The 20,941-nt window shown below is 41.8% G+C and carries 17 protein-coding genes and 3 tRNA genes; 12 read left to right on the top strand and 8 right to left on the bottom strand.

Annotated elements, in window-relative coordinates:
- The first annotated feature begins 38 nt into the window (after window positions 1-38).
- From CXF88_RS02720 to parC, 4 genes are all read left to right on the top strand, one after another.
- Complete coding sequence (locus CXF88_RS02720) at window positions 39-611, top strand: YqiA/YcfP family alpha/beta fold hydrolase (RefSeq protein WP_101085222.1); 573 nt, start codon at window positions 39-41, stop codon at window positions 609-611.
- A 70-nt stretch (window positions 612-681) separates the two neighbouring features.
- A complete protein-coding gene (gene parE, locus CXF88_RS02725; protein WP_101085223.1) occupies window positions 682-2,568 on the top strand; it encodes a DNA topoisomerase IV subunit B in 1,887 nt (628 codons plus the stop codon).
- Between the two features lie 108 nt (window positions 2,569-2,676).
- Window positions 2,677-3,777: a PQQ-dependent sugar dehydrogenase gene (locus CXF88_RS02730; RefSeq protein WP_242445087.1), complete on the top strand. Its 1,101-nt coding sequence runs from the start codon at window positions 2,677-2,679 to the stop codon at window positions 3,775-3,777.
- Window positions 3,770-6,073, top strand: a complete 2,304-nt coding sequence (gene parC / locus CXF88_RS02735) for a DNA topoisomerase IV subunit A (RefSeq protein ID WP_101085225.1) — start codon at window positions 3,770-3,772, stop codon at window positions 6,071-6,073. Before CXF88_RS02730 ends, parC begins: the two co-directional genes overlap by 8 nt.
- A 93-nt stretch (window positions 6,074-6,166) precedes the next feature.
- Here parC and CXF88_RS02740 read toward each other — a convergent pair whose 3' ends face one another.
- The 7 genes from CXF88_RS02740 to rsgA all read right to left on the bottom strand — a co-directional run bounded on the left by CXF88_RS02740 (window position 6,167) and on the right by rsgA (window position 14,575).
- The gene (locus CXF88_RS02740) at window positions 6,167-6,358 is read right to left on the bottom strand and encodes a bacterioferritin-associated ferredoxin (RefSeq protein ID WP_011638763.1); all 192 of its coding nucleotides are present in this window, start codon (window positions 6,356-6,358) and stop codon (window positions 6,167-6,169) included.
- Window positions 6,359-6,712: 354 nt separating this feature from the next.
- Window positions 6,713-7,666: a D-2-hydroxyacid dehydrogenase gene (locus tag CXF88_RS02745; protein ID WP_101085226.1), complete on the bottom strand. Its 954-nt coding sequence runs from the start codon at window positions 7,664-7,666 to the stop codon at window positions 6,713-6,715.
- Window positions 7,667-7,699: 33 nt separating this feature from the next.
- The gene (locus tag CXF88_RS02750; protein WP_101085227.1) at window positions 7,700-8,434 is read right to left on the bottom strand and encodes a glycerophosphodiester phosphodiesterase; all 735 of its coding nucleotides are present in this window, start codon (window positions 8,432-8,434) and stop codon (window positions 7,700-7,702) included.
- A 24-nt stretch (window positions 8,435-8,458) separates the two neighbouring features.
- Entirely contained in the window at window positions 8,459-11,665 is a 3,207-nt protein-coding gene (locus tag CXF88_RS02755) for a mechanosensitive ion channel domain-containing protein (RefSeq protein WP_182743239.1), read from the bottom strand.
- A 48-nt stretch (window positions 11,666-11,713) separates the two neighbouring features.
- Window positions 11,714-12,586 (bottom strand): DMT family transporter, encoded by an 873-nt coding sequence (locus CXF88_RS02760; protein WP_101085229.1) that lies wholly within the window; start codon window positions 12,584-12,586, stop codon window positions 11,714-11,716.
- A 5-nt stretch (window positions 12,587-12,591) separates the two neighbouring features.
- Complete coding sequence (gene asd / locus CXF88_RS02765) at window positions 12,592-13,458, bottom strand: archaetidylserine decarboxylase (protein WP_101085230.1); 867 nt, start codon at window positions 13,456-13,458, stop codon at window positions 12,592-12,594.
- 55 nt (window positions 13,459-13,513) lie between these two features.
- Complete coding sequence (rsgA, locus tag CXF88_RS02770; protein ID WP_101085231.1) at window positions 13,514-14,575, bottom strand: small ribosomal subunit biogenesis GTPase RsgA; 1,062 nt, start codon at window positions 14,573-14,575, stop codon at window positions 13,514-13,516.
- 112 nt (window positions 14,576-14,687) lie between these two features.
- On the opposite strand from rsgA, the gene orn reads away from it, so the two are divergent.
- The 4 genes from orn to CXF88_RS02790 all read left to right on the top strand — a co-directional run bounded on the left by orn (window position 14,688) and on the right by CXF88_RS02790 (window position 15,787).
- A complete protein-coding gene (orn, locus tag CXF88_RS02775; protein ID WP_011638756.1) occupies window positions 14,688-15,233 on the top strand; it encodes an oligoribonuclease in 546 nt (181 codons plus the stop codon).
- A gap of 268 nt (window positions 15,234-15,501) precedes the next feature.
- Window positions 15,502-15,577: transfer RNA gene (locus tag CXF88_RS02780), tRNA-Gly, on the top strand.
- A 36-nt stretch (window positions 15,578-15,613) separates the two neighbouring features.
- Window positions 15,614-15,689, top strand: a tRNA-Gly gene (locus CXF88_RS02785).
- A 22-nt stretch (window positions 15,690-15,711) separates the two neighbouring features.
- Window positions 15,712-15,787 (top strand) — tRNA-Gly (locus tag CXF88_RS02790).
- A gap of 462 nt (window positions 15,788-16,249) precedes the next feature.
- Here the strand turns inward: CXF88_RS02790 and CXF88_RS21885 are convergent.
- A complete protein-coding gene (locus CXF88_RS21885; protein ID WP_157822765.1) occupies window positions 16,250-16,399 on the bottom strand; it encodes a hypothetical protein in 150 nt (49 codons plus the stop codon).
- A gap of 245 nt (window positions 16,400-16,644) precedes the next feature.
- Here CXF88_RS21885 and CXF88_RS02795 point away from each other — a divergent pair, with 245 nt between their 5' ends.
- The 4 genes from CXF88_RS02795 (at window position 16,645) to mutL (ending at window position 20,941) form a co-directional block, all read left to right on the top strand.
- A complete protein-coding gene (locus tag CXF88_RS02795) occupies window positions 16,645-17,100 on the top strand; it encodes a hypothetical protein (RefSeq protein ID WP_101085232.1) in 456 nt (151 codons plus the stop codon).
- Between the two features lie 172 nt (window positions 17,101-17,272).
- Complete coding sequence (gene tsaE, locus CXF88_RS02800) at window positions 17,273-17,731, top strand: tRNA (adenosine(37)-N6)-threonylcarbamoyltransferase complex ATPase subunit type 1 TsaE (RefSeq protein ID WP_101085233.1); 459 nt, start codon at window positions 17,273-17,275, stop codon at window positions 17,729-17,731.
- Between the two features lie 41 nt (window positions 17,732-17,772).
- Window positions 17,773-19,077 carry an N-acetylmuramoyl-L-alanine amidase gene (locus CXF88_RS02805; RefSeq protein ID WP_242445088.1) on the top strand — a complete coding sequence of 435 codons (1,305 nt, stop codon included), beginning with the start codon at window positions 17,773-17,775 and terminating at the stop codon, window positions 19,075-19,077.
- A gap of 1 nt (window position 19,078) precedes the next feature.
- Entirely contained in the window at window positions 19,079-20,941 is a 1,863-nt protein-coding gene (gene mutL / locus CXF88_RS02810; RefSeq protein ID WP_101085235.1) for a DNA mismatch repair endonuclease MutL, read from the top strand.

Raw genomic sequence — 20,941 nt, forward strand, 5'->3', positions numbered from 1 at the left:
GGGACGTTAAGTATTGATTAACCGTCTCGCGAGGGAATATGCTGCTTTATATACATGGTTTTAATAGTTCTCCTCAGTCGGATAAGGCCGTTCAAACCGCACACTATATTCAGCAACATTATCCACAAGTCGACTTTCACCAACCACAATTACCTTCATCACCCTCTGCTGCTATGGCTTTATTGTGCAACATCGCTGAGCAAGCGAAACGGCAAGGGCAGATATTGCGCTTTATTGGCTCGTCGTTAGGTTGCTATTTTGCCAGTTATTTAACCGAAACGTATGGTGGCAGAGCTGTTTTGATTAATCCGGCGGTAAAACCGTTCGAATTATTTGAAGAGTTTATCGGGCCTCAATATAATCCTTATACCAATGAGCATTATCAAGTGTTGCCGCAGCATCAAGATGATGTCGCCCTGTATAATACTCACGTGATCCGGCACCCGGATCGTTTTCTGGTGCTGTTGCAAACTGGTGACGAAGTGTTAGATTATCGACAAGCATTACATAAGTACCATAGCTGTGAATTACATTTAGAGCCTAATGGCGACCACAGTTTTGTCGGCTATGAACAACAATTAGACAAAATATGTAAATTTATTCAGTTGTAACTTTCTACCGTTACAAACAACGATCAATTTGAGCTAACTTTGGCTCTATTTAACTCCAAATGTGTGGATTATGAGCAACCAATATACTTCTGACGCTATTGAGGTCCTTAATGGACTTGACCCGGTAAAACGCCGTCCAGGTATGTATACCGACACCTCTAGACCAAATCATCTTGGGCAAGAAGTCATTGATAACAGTGTTGATGAAGCTCTGGCAGGACACGCGACTAAAATTGAAGTTGTACTCCATACTGATAATTCCCTTGAAGTGACCGATGATGGCCGCGGTATGCCGGTGGATATTCACGCTGAAGAAGGCATTCCTGGGGTTGAACTGATCCTAACTAAATTGCACGCTGGCGGTAAGTTTTCCAATAAAAACTACCAATTCTCGGGCGGTTTACACGGGGTTGGTATTTCTGTTGTTAACGCCTTATCCACCCGAGTTGAAATCAGCGTTCGCCGTGATGCACAAATATACGAAATGGCCTTTGAGAATGGTTTTAAGGTCGAAGAGTTGGTGGTGACGGGTACTTGTGGACGTCGCAATACCGGGACCCGAGTGCATTTTTGGCCCGATGTAAGTTATTTTGATTCACCTAATTTCTCGGTCAGTAAATTAATTTATATTCTGCGAGCTAAAGCGGTATTGTGCCCTGGTTTGCGGATTAAATTCACCAATAAACAAAATGGTGATGTGCATGAATGGTTTTATGAAAGTGGCTTAACTGATTACCTCAAAGAAGCGATAAAAGACTCGGTTTTATTACCTGAAGAGCCTTTTGTTGGCAGCTTTAAAGGCAAATTAGAAGCTGCTGAGTGGGCTATTACATGGTTACCAGAAGGTGGCGAAAGTTTAAGTGAAAGCTACGTTAACTTAATTCCGACACCATTAGGTGGTACTCATGTGAATGGGTTTAGACAAGGTTTGCTTGAGTCTATGCGTGAGTTTTGTGAATTTCGCAATCTTGTTCCTCGGGGAATTAAGTTGTCGCCCGAAGACATTTGGGACCGTGCGGCGTTTATTTTATCGATAAAAATGCAAGATCCACAATTTGCTGGGCAAACCAAAGAAAAATTATCGAGCCGTCAAAGCTCTGCATTTGTTTCTGGTATTGCTCGTGATGCCTTTTCGTTGTGGTTAAATTCTAATACTGAGTTAGCAGAGCAGTTGGCAGAATTGTGTATTGGCAATGCATTGCGGCGCTTAAAGGCAGCCAAAAAAGTCGCGCGTAAAAAAGTCACTTCTGGACCTGCGTTACCGGGCAAGTTAACCGATTGTAGTGGCCAAGACCCAATGCGAGGAGAGTTGTTTTTAGTAGAGGGTGATTCTGCTGGTGGTAGCGCTAAACAAGCTCGAGACCGCGAGTTTCAAGCGATTATGCCGCTAAGAGGTAAGATTTTAAATACCTGGGAAGTTGATTCCGGACAAGTGTTAGCGTCGCAAGAGGTACATAATATTTCGATTGCGATTGGTTGCGATCCTGACAGTGATGATATTTCAGAATTACGTTATGGTAAAATTTGTATCTTAGCCGATGCGGATTCTGATGGGCTGCATATTGCGACATTGTTGTGTGCGTTGTTTTTAAAGCATTATCGTGTATTAGTTAACAATGGTCATGTGTATATTGCAATGCCACCGTTATTTCGTATTGATATCGGTAAAGAGGTTTTTTACGCTTTGGATGAAGCGGAAAAAACCGGTATTTTAGACCGTATAGCGGCAGAAAATAAAAAAGGTAAAGTGCAAGTGACTCGTTTTAAAGGTCTGGGTGAAATGAACCCGTTGCAGCTACGTGAAACCACTATGGATCCCAATACTAGACGCTTAGTGCAATTAACCATTGATGATGCCGATGAGACCGTGGCATTAATGGATATGTTACTTGCCAAAAAGCGTGCACCGGATCGTAAAAGTTGGTTAGAAACCAAAGGTGACCTAGCGTTACTTTAGCCGTGTTTCTTAGTGCCAATAATAATGTATAACATAAGGCAAAAGATAATTAGCATGCAATATATTAGATTACGATCTTACGTAAATTTGGGCGGTAAATTCGCCTTCATGGGGGTTATGTTTTTAGCCCTGACGCCTATTTTAGCCTCTGCTGCGCAATCGGTGATGATTACCGTTACCAAAGGTTTTGGATTAAGTTTATATGCTTCCGATTTAGGTGATATTAAGCAATTAACTGTAGGCGATGAGGGCACTCTTTTTGTAGGCTCTCAAAAAAGTGGCACTGTTTATGCGCTAGTTGATAGCGATCAAAATGGCCAAGTTGATAAACGTTATCTTATTGCCAGAGGCCTCGATTATCCTGAAGCGTTAGCCTTTCATGATGGTTCATTATACGTCACTGAAGACGATCGCATTATCCGTTTTGAAGAGATTGAGTCTCGCTTGCGTCGTCCTAGCCGTGCGCGTGAAGTGTATTCAAATTTACCAAGCTTAGACAAAAAGTATTCGCGTTCGATGCATTTTGGACCCGACGGACGTTTGTACATTGCCATCGGCTCGCCTTGTAATGTGTGCGAGGCTGCTTCGCCATTTGGCAGTATATTAGCGATTAATGTCGATACCGGTGCTAGTGAGCAAGTAGCTTCTGGGCTTCGCAGTGTTATTGGCTTTGATTGGTCACCCGATACTAACAAGTTATGGTTTGCTGATTTAGGCCGAGATTGGATGGGCGATAATATTCCCGCTGATGAGATAAACCGTTTAGACGTTAAAGGCAGCCATTTTGGCTTTCCTTATTTGCACGGTAAAGATGTTATTGAACCCGCCTATGATAAACCGGAAAATTTAAACATCACCCTGCCCGAATTTGAATTACCAGCCCATGTTGCTGCAACGGGATTAAGCTTTTACCGAGGCGAGCAATTTCCTGAACGTTATCGCAAACAGATTTTTGTGGCTGAAAATGGTTCGTGGAACCGTTCAAGTAAAGTCGGTTATCAAATTGTGATGCTTGAAATGGAAGATAACAAAATTATTAAACGTGAAACCGTGGTGAGTTTTCTGGATGGAGAATTTCCGGTAGCACGTCCATTTGATGTAATTAATGCGCCTGATGGTGCAATGTACATTTCAGATGATCTAAAAGGTAATATTTACCGCTTGTTTTATAATGCACCCGAACAATCACAGGAAACGAATAATGAGTGATGCGATTGAATTAAGCCTTGATGGTGTAGAGCAAATGCCGCTGAGGCGCTTTACCGAAGGGGCTTATTTAAATTATTCCATGTACGTGATTATGGATCGCGCCCTACCGCACATTGGTGATGGTCTAAAACCTGTCCAACGCCGCATTATCTATGCAATGAGCGAATTAGGCTTATCAGCGCAATCTAAACACAAAAAATCAGCCCGTACTGTCGGCGACGTGTTAGGTAAATATCACCCGCACGGTGATAGTGCGTGTTACGAAGCTATGGTGTTAATGGCGCAGCCATTTTCCTATCGATATCCGCTGGTTGACGGCCAAGGTAACTGGGGTGCGCCAGATGACCCTAAGTCATTTGCTGCAATGCGTTATACCGAAGCTAGATTATCAAAGTTTTCTGAAGTGTTATTGTCGGAATTAGGGCAGGGTACCGTAGATTGGAGCCCTAACTTTGATGGCACCATGAAAGAGCCTGTAACCTTACCAGCACGATTACCGCATATATTATTGAATGGTATTACCGGTATCGCAGTGGGCATGGCAACGGATATTCCGCCGCATAACGTGCGTGAATTAGTAGGCGCCTGTATAGAGCTAATCGATAATCCTAAAGCTGATTTAGCCCGCCTAATGGAGTTTGTTCCTGGTCCTGATTATCCAACAGAAGCCGAAATTATTACTCCTAGAGCTGATATTGAGCGGATTTATGAAACTGGTAAAGGCTCAATCAGAGCGCGTGCAGTTTACAGTGAAGAGCAGGGCGAGATTGTCATTACGTCATTACCGCATCAAGCCAGTAGCGGTAAAATTTTAGAGCAAATCGCCAATCAAATGCAGGCTAAAAAGCTGCCGATGGTGTCTGATTTACGTGACGAGTCTGATCATGAAAACCCAGTGCGATTAGTGATTGTACCTCGTTCAAATCGCATTGATTGTGATCAGCTAATGACCCATTTATTTGCGACGACAGATCTTGAAAAAAGCTTTCGAGTTAACCTAAATGTGTTGGGACTGGACGGTCGTCCGAAAGTAAAAGGTCTGAAACAACTGTTAACCGAGTGGTTGGAGTTCCGCCTTACAACGGTCACTCGCCGCTTGCAATATCGACTTGATAAAGTATTAGCCCGGTTACATATTTTAGAAGCGTTGATGGTTGCGTTTTTAAACATTGATGAAGTGATTGAAATTATTCGTTATAACGACGAACCTAAAGCCGAGTTGATGGCACGCTTTAACTTGTCAGATAAACAAGCTGAATCAATTTTAGAGTTAAAATTACGTCATTTAGCCAAGCTTGAAGAATTTAAAATTAAAGGTGAGCAAGATGAGCTTGCGGCAGAACGTGACAAATTAGAGTTATTGTTAAGCTCAGAACGTCGCATGAAAACCTTAGTGAAAAAAGAATTAATCCAAGATGGTGAGACTTATGGTGATAATCGTCGCTCGCCAATTATTGAACGTTTAGATGCCAAAGCGCTGACTGAGCAAGAGTTAACGCCAACTGAGTCTGTCACAGTTGTATTGTCTGATAAAGGCTGGGTACGTTGTGCTAAAGGCCATGATGTCGATGTAGAAGGCTTATCGTATAAGTCTGGTGACAGTTATCTTTGTAGCGTGATGGGCAAGAGTAACCAAGCTGCGGTGTTTATAGATTCGACTGGACGTGCATTTGCCACAGACAGTCATACGTTGCCTTCGGCGCGCAGCCAAGGCGAGCCAATTACCACACGCTTTAATATGGCTCCTGGCGCGACGATGCAACATGTACTCATGGGCGAAGATGAACAGTTCTTCTTGTTGGCAACCGATGCTGGTTATGGCTTTATTTGTGCTTACCCAGATTTGGTTAGCCGCAATAAAGCCGGTAAGGCACTACTCAGTCTGCCAACCAATGCGTTAGCTCTACAGCCAAAGTTAATCAATAAAACGGCAGAGCAATCGTTGTTAGCCATTACCTCTGAAGGCCGTATGTTGATGTTTAGCTTAGATGCATTGCCACAGTTATCAAAAGGTAAAGGCAATAAGATTATTGGTATTCCAACCGATCGCGCTAAAAATCGTGAAGAGTTACTTTTGCACTTAAATGTAGTGCCGCATAATACCGCAGTAACCTTGTGGGCCGGTAAGCGCAAGCTAACATTGAAACCAAGCGATTTAGAGCACTATCGTGGTGAGCGAGGTCGACGTGGTGCTAAGTTACCGAGAGGATTACAACGCGTAGACAGTGTTGATGTCGAAATGGGACCATTGGCAGAAGACGGCTTGCAAGACGATAATCTGGATATAAACGAGTAAGAATGCTGGATTGTAGAATAAAAAAATGCTGCTCATATGTCATATGAGCAGCATTTTTTTATGGAAGCAGAGTCGACTTATATATTAATGCGACTAGGCAACTTCATAGAAATTAGGTTCGTACTCAAGCTGTGTTTGAATTATTTGACTAGCCATGCGGGCACATTTGCCGCATTGGTCTGCAACGCCAAGACGTTTCTTTACATCAGCTAACGAACTGTCACCTAAGCTAACAGCTGCTTTGATTTGAGTGTCGGTAATCGCATGACAAAGACAAACGAACATAGGGAAAGCCTCTTCATTCAAAAAAATGGTCTGAGCTAGAAAGTAATCTAATTCTAAATGAAAACAGTTATCATTGGCAATAACTATTTTGCTTATGTAGCGATCATTTTTAATACAGTTTGATCTGGCTCACCTTTTTCCGATAAACCAGCACCGCGATATTAGTCCCGGCATAAACCAGTTGTTAATTAACGTATTGATATAAATGAATTTAGTTCGATGAGTGAAGAGAACTGTGAAAGTGGTTAATGTTAGATGCTAGCTGGATTAGATTAAGTACATGCTTGATGTTATACACCAAAGTGATCAAAATCTCCGCAAGCCTTCCCTGTTAATCCTAAATTGATTGCAGCTTTAGTAACCTTGTTTAACGTCGACCACATATTGTAATGGTTTAGATTGTTGCCATAGTTGATAGTTGTGGCTGAAAATTTGTGTTACTTGTTCAGGGAAGCTTGGTGCAGCGATATGCGGTGTGATAGTGACGTTATGGTAATGCCATAGTGGATGATCAGCAGGTAAGGGCTCTTGTTCGAATACATCTAATATGGCTTGACGTTGTGGTTGTAAGGTTAATTCAGCTTGTAACGCATCTAATTCAATGGCGTTACCTCGGCCAATATTAAATAACATGGCATCTGCTTTTAATAACGACAGATTAGCCGCATTTAATATGTGCTTGGTTTGAGGTGTATTGGGCAATACGCTAACAATCACATCTGCTAGAGGCAAATAGTCGGCTAATTTATCAATGGTGTCGATGTTATCAAAGCCACTAACAGGAGCACCTTTTCGATTAAGCCCGCTGACAGTCATACCAAAATGATGGGCTGTTTTTGCAAGGTGCTGTGCGATAGAGCCGGTGCCTAATATTAATAGTTTGACTCCTTGCAAAGTACCATAACTACCCGGTAACCAACGCTGCTGTTGTTGCTGTTGAGTGTACGCATTATGGTGGCGATAATGGCTTAGCAGGTAACCAAAAACATATTCACTCATAAGCGGGCCAAATACACCGCGAATGTTGGTGAGTAAATAATCATGTGGTAACGATGGATGCATTAATGCATCGATACCGGCAAAGGTAGATTGTAACCATTTTGGTGCTGTTGCATGCGGCAATAATGAAGCCGCTAGATGAGGTTCTGCTAACCAAATATCGGCATCGTTAATATTGCCGCCGGTGTAATGGCCAGAATCATCAACCATCAGATCGTCAACAATTTCGAGGTTCGGCAGGCAAAGTTTTGTTAATAGTTGCCTATATTGATCGTTTTCTCTGGTGAGTAATAACAGTTTATGTGCCACATTAACCTCATTGTCGAACGTTGGATAACTAGATTATTCAAACCAAGCGCTATAATCGGTTGTTATCGGCATCATTGCAGCAGCGATGGCTTTATCTGGGTAATTACTGAATATACCGTCCACGCCCATCGCTTTTAACGCTTGAATATCTTGTGGGTTATCAACCGTATAAACAAACACTTTGCCGCCTCGCTGGTGGGCATCATCAACAATGGCTTGATTAATAAAACCAACATCAAGGTTAATTGAATAGGCATTAAGTGTGGTCATTATTGTAGCTAGATCGAGCGGAATGCCTGCTAATAATGGTGCGATCACCGCGTGCGGAAAAGACTGTTTTATCTGCGCCAAATAAGGATGGTTAAAGGATGATATTAACAGTTGTTCTGGGGTGAAACTAAGTTGCTCTAAGGCTTGAGGATATAAGGCAATAAACGGTTGTACGCAGCCAATGCCTTTTAATTCGATGTTAATAGTACAAGAGCCTTTGCTGCTAACACTGACTCGTTCGAGTACTTGCCACAATGTGGGGATTGCTTGTCCGCCAACCGTAAATTGAGCCAATGCTGCCTTGGTGGTTAAATGGATTAGCCCTGTTCCGGTTGATTTACCTTCTAAGCGGCGATCATGAAACACCACTAATTCACCTTCAACGCAATGCACATCCAGTTCAATGGCATTAACACCCAAGTCGAGCGCTTTGTCCATTGCGGCTAAGGTGTTTTCAGGAGCATAACCGCTGGCGCCGCGGTGAGCAAAAACGAGCATAGGTGTCCTTAATCAATACTTAGCTTAGCCCTTGTATAATCCTGTGGATTCTTTAGGCGCATGATTAATATGAACTTCCATCTGAGGGTAGGCAAGTTCAACATTATTGTCTTTCAATTTTTTACTAATACGCTTATGTAAATTATGGCGCAGCGGCCAACGATCAGACATGTCTTTAGCATACGAACGTACTTCATAATCTTGTGTGTGTTGACCAAAACCAGCAAACCACACTTCGGGTTCTGGGCTGGTTAATGATAAATCACATTCGCGCACCGCTTGATGCAATAGCATTTCTACTTTGGTTGGATCTGAATCACGAGATACAGATACCGTGACGATAACGCGGGTAATTGGATCTGATAAAGACCAGTTGACCAATTGCTCGGTGATAAAGGCTTTGTTAGGCACGATAATTTCTTTACGGTCCCAATCGACAATTGTGGTTGCTCGAATCTGGATTTTACTGACAGTACCAGTGAGATCTCTAATGGTGACGGTATCGCCAATACGGATCGGTTTTTCAAATAGAATGATAATACCGGAAATAAAGTTGGCAAAAATTTCCTGGAGGCCAAAACCTAAGCCCACTGATAATGCGGCAACTAACCACTGTAATTTTGACCATTCCATGCCCAAGGTTGAAAAACCGAACAACGTGCCAAAAAATACCACAAGGTAGCTACTTACCGTGGTAATCGCAAAACCTGTGCCTGGTGATAAATCGAGTCTTTGTAAGAGCATTAATTCAAGTAAACCGGGAAGATTCTTCGCAATAACGACTGAGAACCCGACTAACATGATGCCAAATAAAATCGACTTTAATGTAATGGGCACTTGTTGCTCAATACCATTTACATTGCTATTGGTGGTCCATAAGGTAATGCCATCTAAAAATGAGAATACCGCGGTATGCGTTTGCGCCAAAATGCCTAATAAGCTGGCAAAAAAAGCTAAGATTAGGATCGATCTTACTAAGCCTAACGATTGGCTAGAGATGGTTTCTAAATCAACGACGGGTTCTTCGTAGGTTTCTATCGGCTCATTATTCATTTCGCCTCTTTCACGCTGTGCAAGACGCTCTGCACGTTTAGCTTTGGCACGGTCAAAGGCTATTAAGCGACGCTCGATTAACATCCAACGTTTAATGAGCTGATAGGTGAGTAAGAAACCTAAGCCTAACAGTACCGATATTTGTAGCTGTAATAGCAGCTGGAAAGCCGTGAAGTAGTAACCTATTCCCGCTAAGATAGCGCTAAAAATTGGCGTGACAACTAGAAGTGCCCATACCGCTTTTTGAATCAACTCCATGTTAGTGGCGTTAGGCTTATTTTTACGATATTGGCCAATAAGTAACATGATATCTTTATACAACAGGCATAACACAATACAGAAAACGATAAATGCCCCGCGGCCAAGGCTGTTGCGTACTAATGAAGTATCTAGTGCTTCGGTGAAACCCATTAAGCCGATTAATGGTGCCGATACCATGACAAATGAAGCCATGGTTTGTTGTGCTTGTTTAACAATTTTTTTGGGCCGTCTGAAGTGGCTAATCAAAATGCCTTTATCAACGGTTAATAAGTAAAAGAATTGATAAATGAGATAACAGACACCAATGGCTAAGATGCCCACTCCGACGGCATACACCATGTTTTGCTCTGATCGCGAGAATATAAACCCAGCCATGATCACCGGTAAGGGTTTTATTAGGGCATACACTAAGCTGATGATTAAGGTTTTGATGGTGTATTTAAATTTATCTTGAGTCACATTACCGACAAAGATGGCATAGCGCCCAATCGCTTTATTGAACTTAGGTGTCAGCATGTCTTGTGCCATTAAACAGCACAATAATAAAATTCCCCACCAAGCCCAATAATTACTTTGTTCGGACCACGCTTGTTGTAATGACTGCCACTGACTCGGTTGCAGCAACCAAACGCTACTGTGGCTTAAATCAATTAGCCATAACGCGCCAATGCTAGGGGCGTTAGGTACCCAAAACAAATGCTCATTAAGAGTGTTTTTTAATGTGTTATGCAGTTGATTTAACTGTTCATACCCAATGCGCAATTTTGCAAATTCAGCTAAATATCGATCATAGCTTTGCAGTAGCTGCTCTATCAATACTTGCTGTGATTGCAATAATTTGATTTGGGTTTCATTAAACATTTCGCTGTCATCGAGTTGCTGACTATTTAACGCTTGTTGTTGTTCTAATTGGTAGCGCTCTAGCCGTGTGTCAGCTAATTCAGTTTGCAATTTGTCGAGATTGGGCGGTTTCGGCAATGATTGCAGCATTTGTAAAAAACGATCGCCAAATGCAGAATTAGTTTTAACCCAGGTAATTTGCTCAAGCACGTTTGATAGCTGTGCATTTTGCGATTGATAGCGTTTTTCAATGCGTTGCTGTTTCTCTATCGCAGATTTTATATTGCTAGTAAGTTTTTGTAATTGTTCTGCATAGTGTTGATTCAATTTGCTTAAATCTTGAGACAATGGGTCGGCTAGCTCTTGGGCATCAATTAAGTTGTTGGCTATGGTGTCTGCGGTTTGCTGCTGACGATACTCAATATTATGTTTGTTGATAAGCTCGATAAAGGTTTCTTGTTGGCTTAACGATAAACGATTGAGCTGTTGTTGTAGTTGGGTGATCTCTAATTGCTTAGGGTTAGCTAAACGTTCCGATTCTAAGGTCGCAATATGCTGCGTTAGCAGTTCTGCTTGAAGTTTGTTACGTTGACCTAACGGAGTTTCAATCGGGACTTGGAGGGTTTTATTATGTTGAGTTAAGGCATTTTGTGCCTGAACGATTAAGTCTGGTAATAATGTCTGACGTTGTGAAATTAGGCGCAACTTATCATTAAGGCTCGACTCAGTCTCTTTTAATTCCGATAAGTGAAAGTAGGCCATTGAAGCTTGCTGATCAAGGTCTATATCCGCATCTAGACTCAATGCTATTTGCGCTTCACGTAGCTGCCCTGTAAGTGATAGTTTGGTTTCGTTGTTAGATTGTTCAATATTGGTATAGGTTTGTTGTTCTATTTGCAGCTTTTCAATGCTGCTTTGCAGTTCTGCAATTTGAGATGTGATATCAAGCGGCTGATTTTCGGCTTGGCTATTGAGCCCCAAACGCTTATCTAGGGTTAGGGGAGTATTGGCGAATACAGAAACCGACAGTGTATTAACTATAAGGAAACACAGGAATAAACACGCTAAACGTAACATAATACTTTGCTCAGGTTGGAGTAAGGCCATGGTAGCAAATTTGCGTGATTATGCTCTACTTTTTTGATGACTTTGTTGGGTTTCAAATAAAGCCGTTGCCACAATAATGGTTCCGCCGATAAGGGTTGGTGTTGTGAGTTGTTCGTCTAAAACCAATAATGCGAGCACTGCACCATAAAACGGTTGTAAACACGACACTAACCCCACTGTTTTAGCGCTTAAAAAACGCAGTGCTGTAGTAAATAACGCATGAGGTAAGGCGGTGAACACTATGCCAAGTAACAGAATCAATCCCCAAGTGGTTTGGCTAATGTGCTGTGCAGCGACATCTTGCCAAGGACTCAATAGAATTAACGTTATCAGTGTTTGATAAAACATAGCATGCGGACCGCTATATTGCGAAAATACACGTTTATGAAGCAAATTTCTGCAGGTAAATAAAGCTGCTGAAATAACGCCAACGATAATGCCTATGGTGGTGTCGTTATTCAGATTTGCCTCAGGGATCAGCATTATTACGCCTGCTAATACCGCGATACCGGATATTACATCGACAAGTTTGAGCTGCGTTTTATTGATTAATGGTTCGATTAATACCGTCATGACGGGATAAGTAAAAAATGCAATCATGCCAATGGCGACAGATGACAACTGCATAGCTGCAAAATAGGTTACCCAATGCAGACACACTAAAGTGCCTAGCGCTAAGGCCGCCCAATAATCTTGTTGGCGTTGTAATCTAAGTGGGCGTTTGGTCGTTTTAATCATTGCAGCGAGTACTATTGCGGCGATGATACAGCGCAAAAAGGTAATGTTAAGTGCGCTAAGGGGAATGAGTTTAGAAAATAAAGCCGTACCACCAAAGAGCAGTACGGCTATATGTAACTCAACTAAGCCAGAGTGTGGTTTAGTTGTTGTCATGTTGGTTACTGCTGTGTGAGTTTAGCGAACGGCTGGCCCATACGAGTTGTTGCACCTGGTTCAACACCATCTGCAAATGTTTCAATAGCATCTTGGGCAAATAACATCACCACAGTACTGCCTAGTTTAAAGCGGCCCATTTCAGCGCCTTTTTCTAAGGTGACCGCTTCTGGACCCGTGGTTGGATAGTCCCAGCTAAATACTTGCTTACCGCCTGGCGGTGTTACCGTGCCAGACCATATGGTTTCAATACTGGCAACAATGGTTGCACCAACTAGTACCATTGCTAGTGGACCTACTTCGGTTTCAAATATAGCTACAACACGTTCATTACGGGCAAACAGTCCTGGCACGTTTTGAGCGGTAAGTGGATTAACCGAGAATAAATCACCTGGCACGTAAGTCATTTTTGATAATGTACCTGTAATAGGCATATGCAGGCGATGGTAATCTTTTGGGGCCAAATAAATGGTGGCAAAATCCCCACCATCAAAGCGTGCAGCATCGGCCTTATTGCCACCTAACAATGCTTCAGAGGTATAAGTGTGGCCTTTAGCCTGGAAAATATTGCCCGCTTCAATGGGTCCACATTGGCTTACCGCACCGTCAACAGGGTGCGCCATCATATTACTTTCTGTGCAGATAGGTCTGAGTTCAGGCTTTAATGCACGGGTAAAAAATGCATTAAACGTTTTATAGGCTTCGGGCTCAGGTTGCTGTGCTTCAGACATATCAATTTTGTATTGTTTGATAAACCATTTAATTCCTGCCGTGGTGATAGCGCCTGCTTCCGCAGCAGCAAACTTACCCACTAAACGCGACAGAAAATGTTTTGGTAGCATGTATTGCAAAGCAATTTTAATTGAGTCCAATGTATTTTCCTTTTCTCTAATCTGGTTGAACCATAAAATATTATTCTATTGAGTATTATTCATCAATAGCACGAAAATGTCGTGCATGACGTTGCTCGTCTAAACTGGCAATAATACGTTGGTAATTACTAAAGCGGTCTTGAGTTATCTTTCCATCAGCTAAAGCCTGCTGTAAAGCACAACCTGGGTCGTCGCCATGTTTACAATCGCGGAACTTACACGATCCTAAAAAGTCTCTAAACTCAACAAAACACCAGCCCACTCTGATGGCATCCAAATGCCACAAGGCAAATTCGCGAACACCAGGTGAGTCGATTAAATCACCGCCGCTGACAAAGTGCAGTAATTTGGCTGTGGTTGTAGTGTGCTGTCCTAAACCTGAGTTGCCAGAGACATCTCCGATCAACAATTCAGCATCAGGCATTAATGCATTGATTAAAGAAGACTTGCCAACACCAGACTGACCAGCAAAAACACTGACGCTGTTATTGAGTAATTCTTTAAGGTCTTCAACGCCTTCACCGGTGTGACTACTGACGCGGAAAACCTGATAACCAATATTTTGGTAACGCGTTAATGCCGTTTCGATTTCATCACGATTAGTGTCATCCAATAAATCAATTTTATTGAGAATGATGATCGGTGTGATATCTGTATCTTCTGAAGCCACTAAGTATCGGTCAATAATTTGAGTGGTAAAGCTGGGCAATACCGATGACACAATTAAGATTTGATCGATGTTGGCGGCAATAATTTTTACGCCGTCGTATAAATCTGGTCGAGTTAAAGAAGATTTTCGAGGGTGAACGGCGATAACAATGCCACCGATACTGGAGCCAGATTGGACTTCTGTCGCTAATCGGACCACCACTTTATCACCAGTAACTAAACTGGTTACTGCGCGGCGAATATTACACCGCGATACAGTACCGTCAGCCGTTTCGATGTCGGCATGCTGACCAAAGCGGGAAATAACTACTCCAGCTTGCTCAGGGCCTAAGAGATTATCCTGTAACTCAGCTTGTTGAGTGTCATCGTCACCGCGCTTTAATCGCTTGGTTTGATTCGCTCGCATTCGGCGTAATTGGCCTTGGCTTAGGGGTTTCTTTTTACTCACTGGCTTATCTTCATTAAATAGGTGTTTTTTTGTGTGTCAAAAAAACAGTATGATACACACTCTTTTATAAAAATGCCTGAATTTAGGCGACAGATAACATAAGGCGGCATAAATGGCTGTTGATGCGAATAATCTAATTTGGGTTGATTTGGAAATGACAGGCTTAGAACCAGATGTCGATCGAGTCATTGAAATTGCAACCTTAGTGACCGACCAAGAACTCAATATCATTGCTCAAGGCCCTGTTCTAGCCATTTATCAGACCGATGAAGTACTAGCAGGCATGGATGATTGGAACCAAAAACATCACGGAGAGTCTGGATTAGTTGACCGTGTGCGTGCCAGTAAATGTTCTGAACAAGATGCGATAGCACAAACGATTGATTTTTTAGCTCAGTACGTGCCTAAAGGCGCATCGCCAATGTGCGGTAATAGTATTGGTCAAGATCGTCGCTTTTTGAATAAGTACATGCTGGAACTTGAAGAGTTCTTTCATTATCGCAACATTGATGTCAGCACAGTTAAAGAATTGGTTCGTCGTTGGAGTCCTGAAACAATGAATGGCTTCAGCAAGAAAAATACTCACCAAGCATTAGAAGATATTAAGGAATCTATTGCTGAAATGCAGTTTTATCGCAAAGAAGTATTTAAAATTTAACCAATCGAACAATTTTTTTTAAAAAGGGGGTTGCAGCATAGTAAAATTTACCTATAATGCGGCCTCAACTTTCTACAGAGCGCCAAACTCTGAGTCATAGAAAGTTGTAATGAAATTTGAAAGTACGCGACATTAGCTCAGTTGGCATAGGTTGAAAGACGATACCTTGTTGATTGTTACAATGAAGCAAATAGTACGCGACATTAGCTCAGTTGACATAGGTTGAAAGACGATACCTTGTTGATTGTTACAATGAAGCAAATAGTACGCGACATTAGCTCAGTTGGTAGAGCGATACCTTGCCAAGGTATAGGTCATCAGTTCGAACCTGATATGTCGCTCCAAATTTCTGTATGATTTTAAAAGAAAGTGAAATATGTGCGACATTAGCTCAGTTGGTAGAGCGATACCTTGCCAAGGTATAGGTCATCAGTTCGAACCTGATATGTCGCTCCAATTTTCTACATGATTTTGTAATGCGACATTAGCTCAGTTGGTAGAGCGATACCTTGCCAAGGTATAGGTCATCAGTTCGAACCTGATATGTCGCTCCAAATCACTTCCCTAGTTTAAAATATAACATTAGCTCAGTTGCGCTTTTAGAAAATGCGATACCTTTTTTTTGCCAAGGTATAGGTCATCAGTTCGAACCTCTTTTTGTTAAAAGAAACGTCGCTCCAAATCACTTCCCTAGTTTAAAATACAACATTAGCTCAGTTGCGCCCTTAGAAAATACGATAGCTTTTTTTTGCCAAGCTAGACGTCATAAAGCGGTCATCAGTTCGAACCCCTCTTTATTTATAAAGAAACGTCGCTCCAAATCACTTCCCTAGTTTGAAATCCCTAGTTTGAAATGCGACATTAGCTCAGTTGCGCTTTTAGAAAATACGCTACCTTTTTGGTTGCTAAACTAGACGTCATAAAGCGGTCATCAGTTCGAATCCCCCATTATTAAAAAGATATGTCACTCCAAATTACTTCCTTATTAATCCTATTTGCTCCAAATCTTCTTTGTTCTAAATCTTACGAATAACTACAGCGACAGTTAGCTCAGTTGCGCCCTTAGAGAATGCGATACCTTTTTTGTTTGCCAAGCTAGACGTCATAAAGCGCTCATCAGTTCGAACCATTGCCGATATAGGGCGATCTACATTTCTGGTGTTCATCAATGTGCTCTAACTCACCATAAACCTTATTATTTTAATAAATTTGCATCATTTGTGTTTGAGCAAATCTTTTTGCAATCAACAAATAAGTGATCTAGTACTCACTTCTTCATGGATCTCTAAAGTAAGCGCATATTGGTGAAGTAAAACATGATCTGCTTCAAATCATTTACCGTTGTAATCTTTGATAATCAACTCAAGATAGATTTTCCTAAGAAGTTAGGGCTTTAAACGAGGTGAGTTTTATGCGGATCCAACAACTAAGTGAGCTACTTGATTACGTTGCTAATTGCCATCTCGATATGGAGAAATTATATAAGCGCTTAGATCGTAATGCGGATTCCTCTCGAGTTAAGATGATGTTGACTTATTTTCAACAACACCAAAGACATATTTACGAAACGTTAGAAAGCTATATTGAAGATGCACCATCAAGAATATTAAATACTTGGTATAAAGACATTACTTTTGAAGATTTTAGCAAGCGTTGCAATGAAACGTCACTCCCTGCCAATATGAAAGAAGACGAAGTGCTTGAATTGCATTTAGACCTAGAAAACCGCTTAATCGCGTTACTAGAAAAAACAGCTATTAGTAGCCCAACTGATGAAATTAAAAGTGCATTAATGGACTTAGTCCGTGTTGCACAAACTCAACAAAAACGTTTAGTTCATAGCACCATCCGTATGGATGACATTTAAACGAGGCGTTGAAAATTTAATATAACTTCCTGAAGTGTGATTTTGCCAGCTATTCCCAGTAGCTGGTTTTTTTATTAACAAAAAATAACCACTATAACAGTGGGAGTTCCCCGGTAACTTCTGGTATATTTAGCATTCTTGTATCTCTTTTTTATGGAAGCTGACTTTACACATGACATCGCTGTTTAAAACCCTTGAAAATGAACAAGCTACTGTTGCCCTTGGACAACAAATTGCACAGTGGATAAAGCCGCCACTCACTATTTATCTTACGGGGGATTTAGGGGCGGGTAAAACAACGTTTAGTCGAGGCATTATTCAAAGTTTAGGTCATCAAGGCGCGGTGAAAAGTCCAACATACACCTTGGTCGAGCCCTATGAATTTAATGATATGGATGTATTTCATTTTGACCTATATCGATTAGCTGACCCAGAAGAGCTCGAGTATATGGGTATCCGTGATTATTTTACTGACAGAAGTGTGTGTCTAGTTGAATGGCCTAATAATGGTCATGGATTACTCCCTGAGGCTGACATCCATTTGCATTTGCGTTATAAAGAATCTCAAAGACAAATTGAATTACAAGGCTTATCCCCTGCTGGGCAGGCAATTATAAATAAAATAAAATAATAATGACTTTAAAAAATACGTTTTTTACCTCTGTAGTATTCATGCTGTTGTTTTTGCAGTCTAATGTGGTTTGGGCTGCCAACCAACTTGATAGCGTGCGCATTTGGGCTGCCCCAGAATCGACGCGAGTGGTGTTCGATTTAACTCAATCACCTAATTATGACAGCTTTACCTTAACCGGTCCTCATCGTTTAGTGGTCGACATTCAAGATACTGGCGCCAAGATTAATTTAGATAAAATAGCTAACAATAGTAAAATTATCAAAAAGATACGCTTTAGCTCTCCACCTAAAAAAGGTGTATTGCGTCTGGTTATGGATTTAACTAAACCGGTAAAGTCCAGTCTATTTACATTGCCTCCAACCGCTCCTTATGGCAACCGCCTTGTCGTCGATTTAGAAGATTCTAACGGCGAGTCGCCAACGGTGAATACGGTTAGTCGCTCTGCTAATCAGTCATCTAGAGATATTGTGATCGCCATTGATGCTGGACACGGTGGTGAAGATCCTGGCTCAATTGGCCCCTCTGGGACTTACGAAAAGCGTGTGGTGATGGAAATTGCAACGCGTTTAGCCAGCAAAATTAATCAAACAGCAGGAATGCGTGCTGTGATGACGAGGCGTGGTGATTATTATATTCATCCAAATAAACGCTCTGAGCTGGCGCGTAATATTAAAGCAGATTTATTGATTTCAATTCATGCAGATGCATTTACTTCTCCTCAGCCTCAGGGCGCTTCTGTTTGGGTATTATCTATGCGCCGTGCAAATACTGAAATTGGTCGTTGGCTTGAGCAAAAAGAGAAGCATTCTGAGTTATTAGGGGGTGCTGGAGAAATTATTCAAAACTCTGATAGCGAACAATATTTAGCCATGACCCTTTTAGATATGTCGATGAATAGTTCTATGGCGATAAGTAATTCTATTGCTGGCGATGTATTAAAAGATCTCAACAGTGTCACCAAATTACATAAACATAAACCAGAAGCTGCGAGTTTGGCGGTACTTAAATCGCCGGATATACCTTCAATTCTGGTGGAAACAGGTTTTATTTCTAATCCACAAGAAGAGCGTTTACTAAGAAACCCAGCGCATCAAGAAAAGATAGCCCGCGCCATCCATTCAGGGGTGCAACGTTATTTTGCTAGTAATGCGCCCAGTGATACTTTGATTGCTAAAACACGCTCTGACAGCTCGCAAACACAAAAGCATAAAGTGCAACGTGGTGAGTCATTGTCTGTTATCGCTCAGCGATACCGCGTTTCTATTTCACGTTTAAAGCAGGCTAATAACTTGAAGTCAGACGTGGTTCGTGTTGGTCAACATCTTGTGATCCCAAGGGCTTAATATGGCGATTCAGCTGCTACCACCTCAACTTGCAAACCAAATCGCAGCCGGTGAAGTAGTGGAACGTCCGGCTTCGGTGGTCAAAGAACTGGTTGAAAACAGTTTAGATGCTGGTGCGACTAGAGTTGATATTGATATCGACAAAGGCGGCAGCAAGCTTATTCGTATTCGCGATAATGGTGCGGGTATTCCTAAAGATGAGTTGGCATTGGCGTTATCGCGTCACGCAACCTCAAAAGTACATACGCTCGATGACCTCGAAGCTATTTTAAGCTTTGGTTTTCGGGGCGAGGCCTTGGCCAGTATTAGTTCGGTATCGCGATTAACATTAACGTCGAAAACTGCAGAGCAATCTGAAGCTTGGCAGGCCTATGCTGAAGGCTCGCAAATGGACGTGAAAGTGACTCCTGCTGCGCATCCTCAAGGTTCGACTATTGATGTGGTCGATTTATTTTTTAATACTCCCGCCAGACGCCGTTTTTTAAAAAGCGATAAAACCGAATTTACTCATATAGATGAGTGGTTAAAGCGCATAGCCATTGTTCGTAGCGATATTCACTTTACCCTGACACACAATGGTAAGTTAGTACGTCAGTATCGTCCTGCAAATACTGACATTCAAACTCAACAACGTTTGGCGCAAATTTGTGGTAGAGCTTTTGCTGAACAGGCATTGAGCATTGCTTGTGAACACGATGATTTATTATTAACGGGTTATCTGCAGTCGCCACAAGACACTGTTATCACCGATACCAACTTTTTTTATGTCAATGGACGCTTAATTAGGGACCGATTGGTTAACCATGCCGTAAAACAAGCATTTGCTGAATATGGTATTGAACATCAGCCGGGCTATGTGTTGATGTTATCACTTGACCCACATCAAGTAGATGTCAATGTTCATCCTGCTAAGCATGAAGTGCGGTTTCATCAATCTCGTTATGTACATGACTTTATTTTACAAGCGGTGCAATCGGCATTAGTCGAAATGCCTTTGTTACCTTTATCAGATGAATTAGAACATCATGATACTGTTGTAACAATGCACACCGAATCAAACATGATGCATGATGCGAAAGTGGCCGATACCACAGAAGACATTTTTACACTTAATCATGGTTCGAGTAAGACGATTAACAGCGTTAGTCAATTTGGTTCGATGCATGTACCTGGTAAGACAAATGGCTCATCTGGTGGCTATTCAGCTGCAATTAAGCCTAGTTATGGTACAAAGCCTTCTGGTGCATCTTCATCTGCCCAGACGAAAACCGCTATTGCTAATTATGGGCAGTTGTTGCATACCCCGATGAATAGCGCGGTATCCTATGTTAACGAGGCTGTACATCAAGTTGCCATGCCGCCGTTATTAGCGGGTGAGCATTGGGTTATCTGTAAAGATGATAAGCTGTCATTACTGTCGATAAAAACCGTGTTATTGGCAGTAAGAAAGAAAGACATCGCAACCAAATTAGCTAACGGTTTAGTGTCGCAACCTTTATTAATGCCTGTGTCTTTAGCCGCAGATTTGGACTGGATAGAAACCTTAGCCGCTCGTGAGCAATTACTGCGTCAAATGGGTATTGAATTAACAATTCGCTTCCAACAGTTGATTATTAAAAAAGTGCCCCCATATTTGAGGGAATGCCAACTTGCTATTGTGATCCCAGAGTTACTGCAATGGATACAATTAGAGCAACCTACAGAAAGCGCTATCGTAGGTTGGTTGGCACAACAAAGTTTATCGCAATTTGAGCCAGCTCAAGCTTTATGGCTGCAATTTTGTTCACTTGACGATGAAACGCAACAAACTTGTTATGACCAAGAGCGCATAATGCCTTGGCAAAATTGGATGAAAGATAATTAA

This window comes from Shewanella sp. ALD9 (genome assembly GCF_002836315.1).
Lineage (GTDB): Bacteria > Pseudomonadota > Gammaproteobacteria > Enterobacterales > Shewanellaceae > Shewanella.

Bases quoted from the DNA above. Each gene is read 5' to 3' on its own strand.
- CXF88_RS02720 (WP_101085222.1), top strand. From the start codon at position 39: ATGCTGCTTTATATACATGGTTTTAATAGTTCTCCTCAGTCGGATAAG.
- parE (WP_101085223.1), top strand. From the start codon at position 682: ATGAGCAACCAATATACTTCTGACGCTATTGAGGTCCTTAATGGACTT.
- CXF88_RS02730 (WP_242445087.1), top strand. From the start codon at position 2,677: ATGGGGGTTATGTTTTTAGCCCTGACGCCTATTTTAGCCTCTGCTGCG.
- parC (WP_101085225.1), top strand. From the start codon at position 3,770: ATGAGTGATGCGATTGAATTAAGCCTTGATGGTGTAGAGCAAATGCCG.
- CXF88_RS02740 (WP_011638763.1), bottom strand. From the start codon at position 6,358: ATGTTCGTTTGTCTTTGTCATGCGATTACCGACACTCAAATCAAAGCA.
- CXF88_RS02750 (WP_101085227.1), bottom strand. From the start codon at position 8,434: ATGCTCGTTTTTGCTCACCGCGGCGCCAGCGGTTATGCTCCTGAAAAC.
- CXF88_RS02755 (WP_182743239.1), bottom strand. From the start codon at position 11,665: ATGTTACGTTTAGCGTGTTTATTCCTGTGTTTCCTTATAGTTAATACA.
- CXF88_RS02760 (WP_101085229.1), bottom strand. From the start codon at position 12,586: ATGACAACAACTAAACCACACTCTGGCTTAGTTGAGTTACATATAGCC.
- orn (WP_011638756.1), top strand. From the start codon at position 14,688: ATGGCTGTTGATGCGAATAATCTAATTTGGGTTGATTTGGAAATGACA.
- CXF88_RS21885 (WP_157822765.1), bottom strand. From the start codon at position 16,399: ATGAACACCAGAAATGTAGATCGCCCTATATCGGCAATGGTTCGAACT.
- CXF88_RS02795 (WP_101085232.1), top strand. From the start codon at position 16,645: ATGCGGATCCAACAACTAAGTGAGCTACTTGATTACGTTGCTAATTGC.
- tsaE (WP_101085233.1), top strand. From the start codon at position 17,273: ATGACATCGCTGTTTAAAACCCTTGAAAATGAACAAGCTACTGTTGCC.
- CXF88_RS02805 (WP_242445088.1), top strand. From the start codon at position 17,773: ATGCTGTTGTTTTTGCAGTCTAATGTGGTTTGGGCTGCCAACCAACTT.
- mutL (WP_101085235.1), top strand. From the start codon at position 19,079: ATGGCGATTCAGCTGCTACCACCTCAACTTGCAAACCAAATCGCAGCC.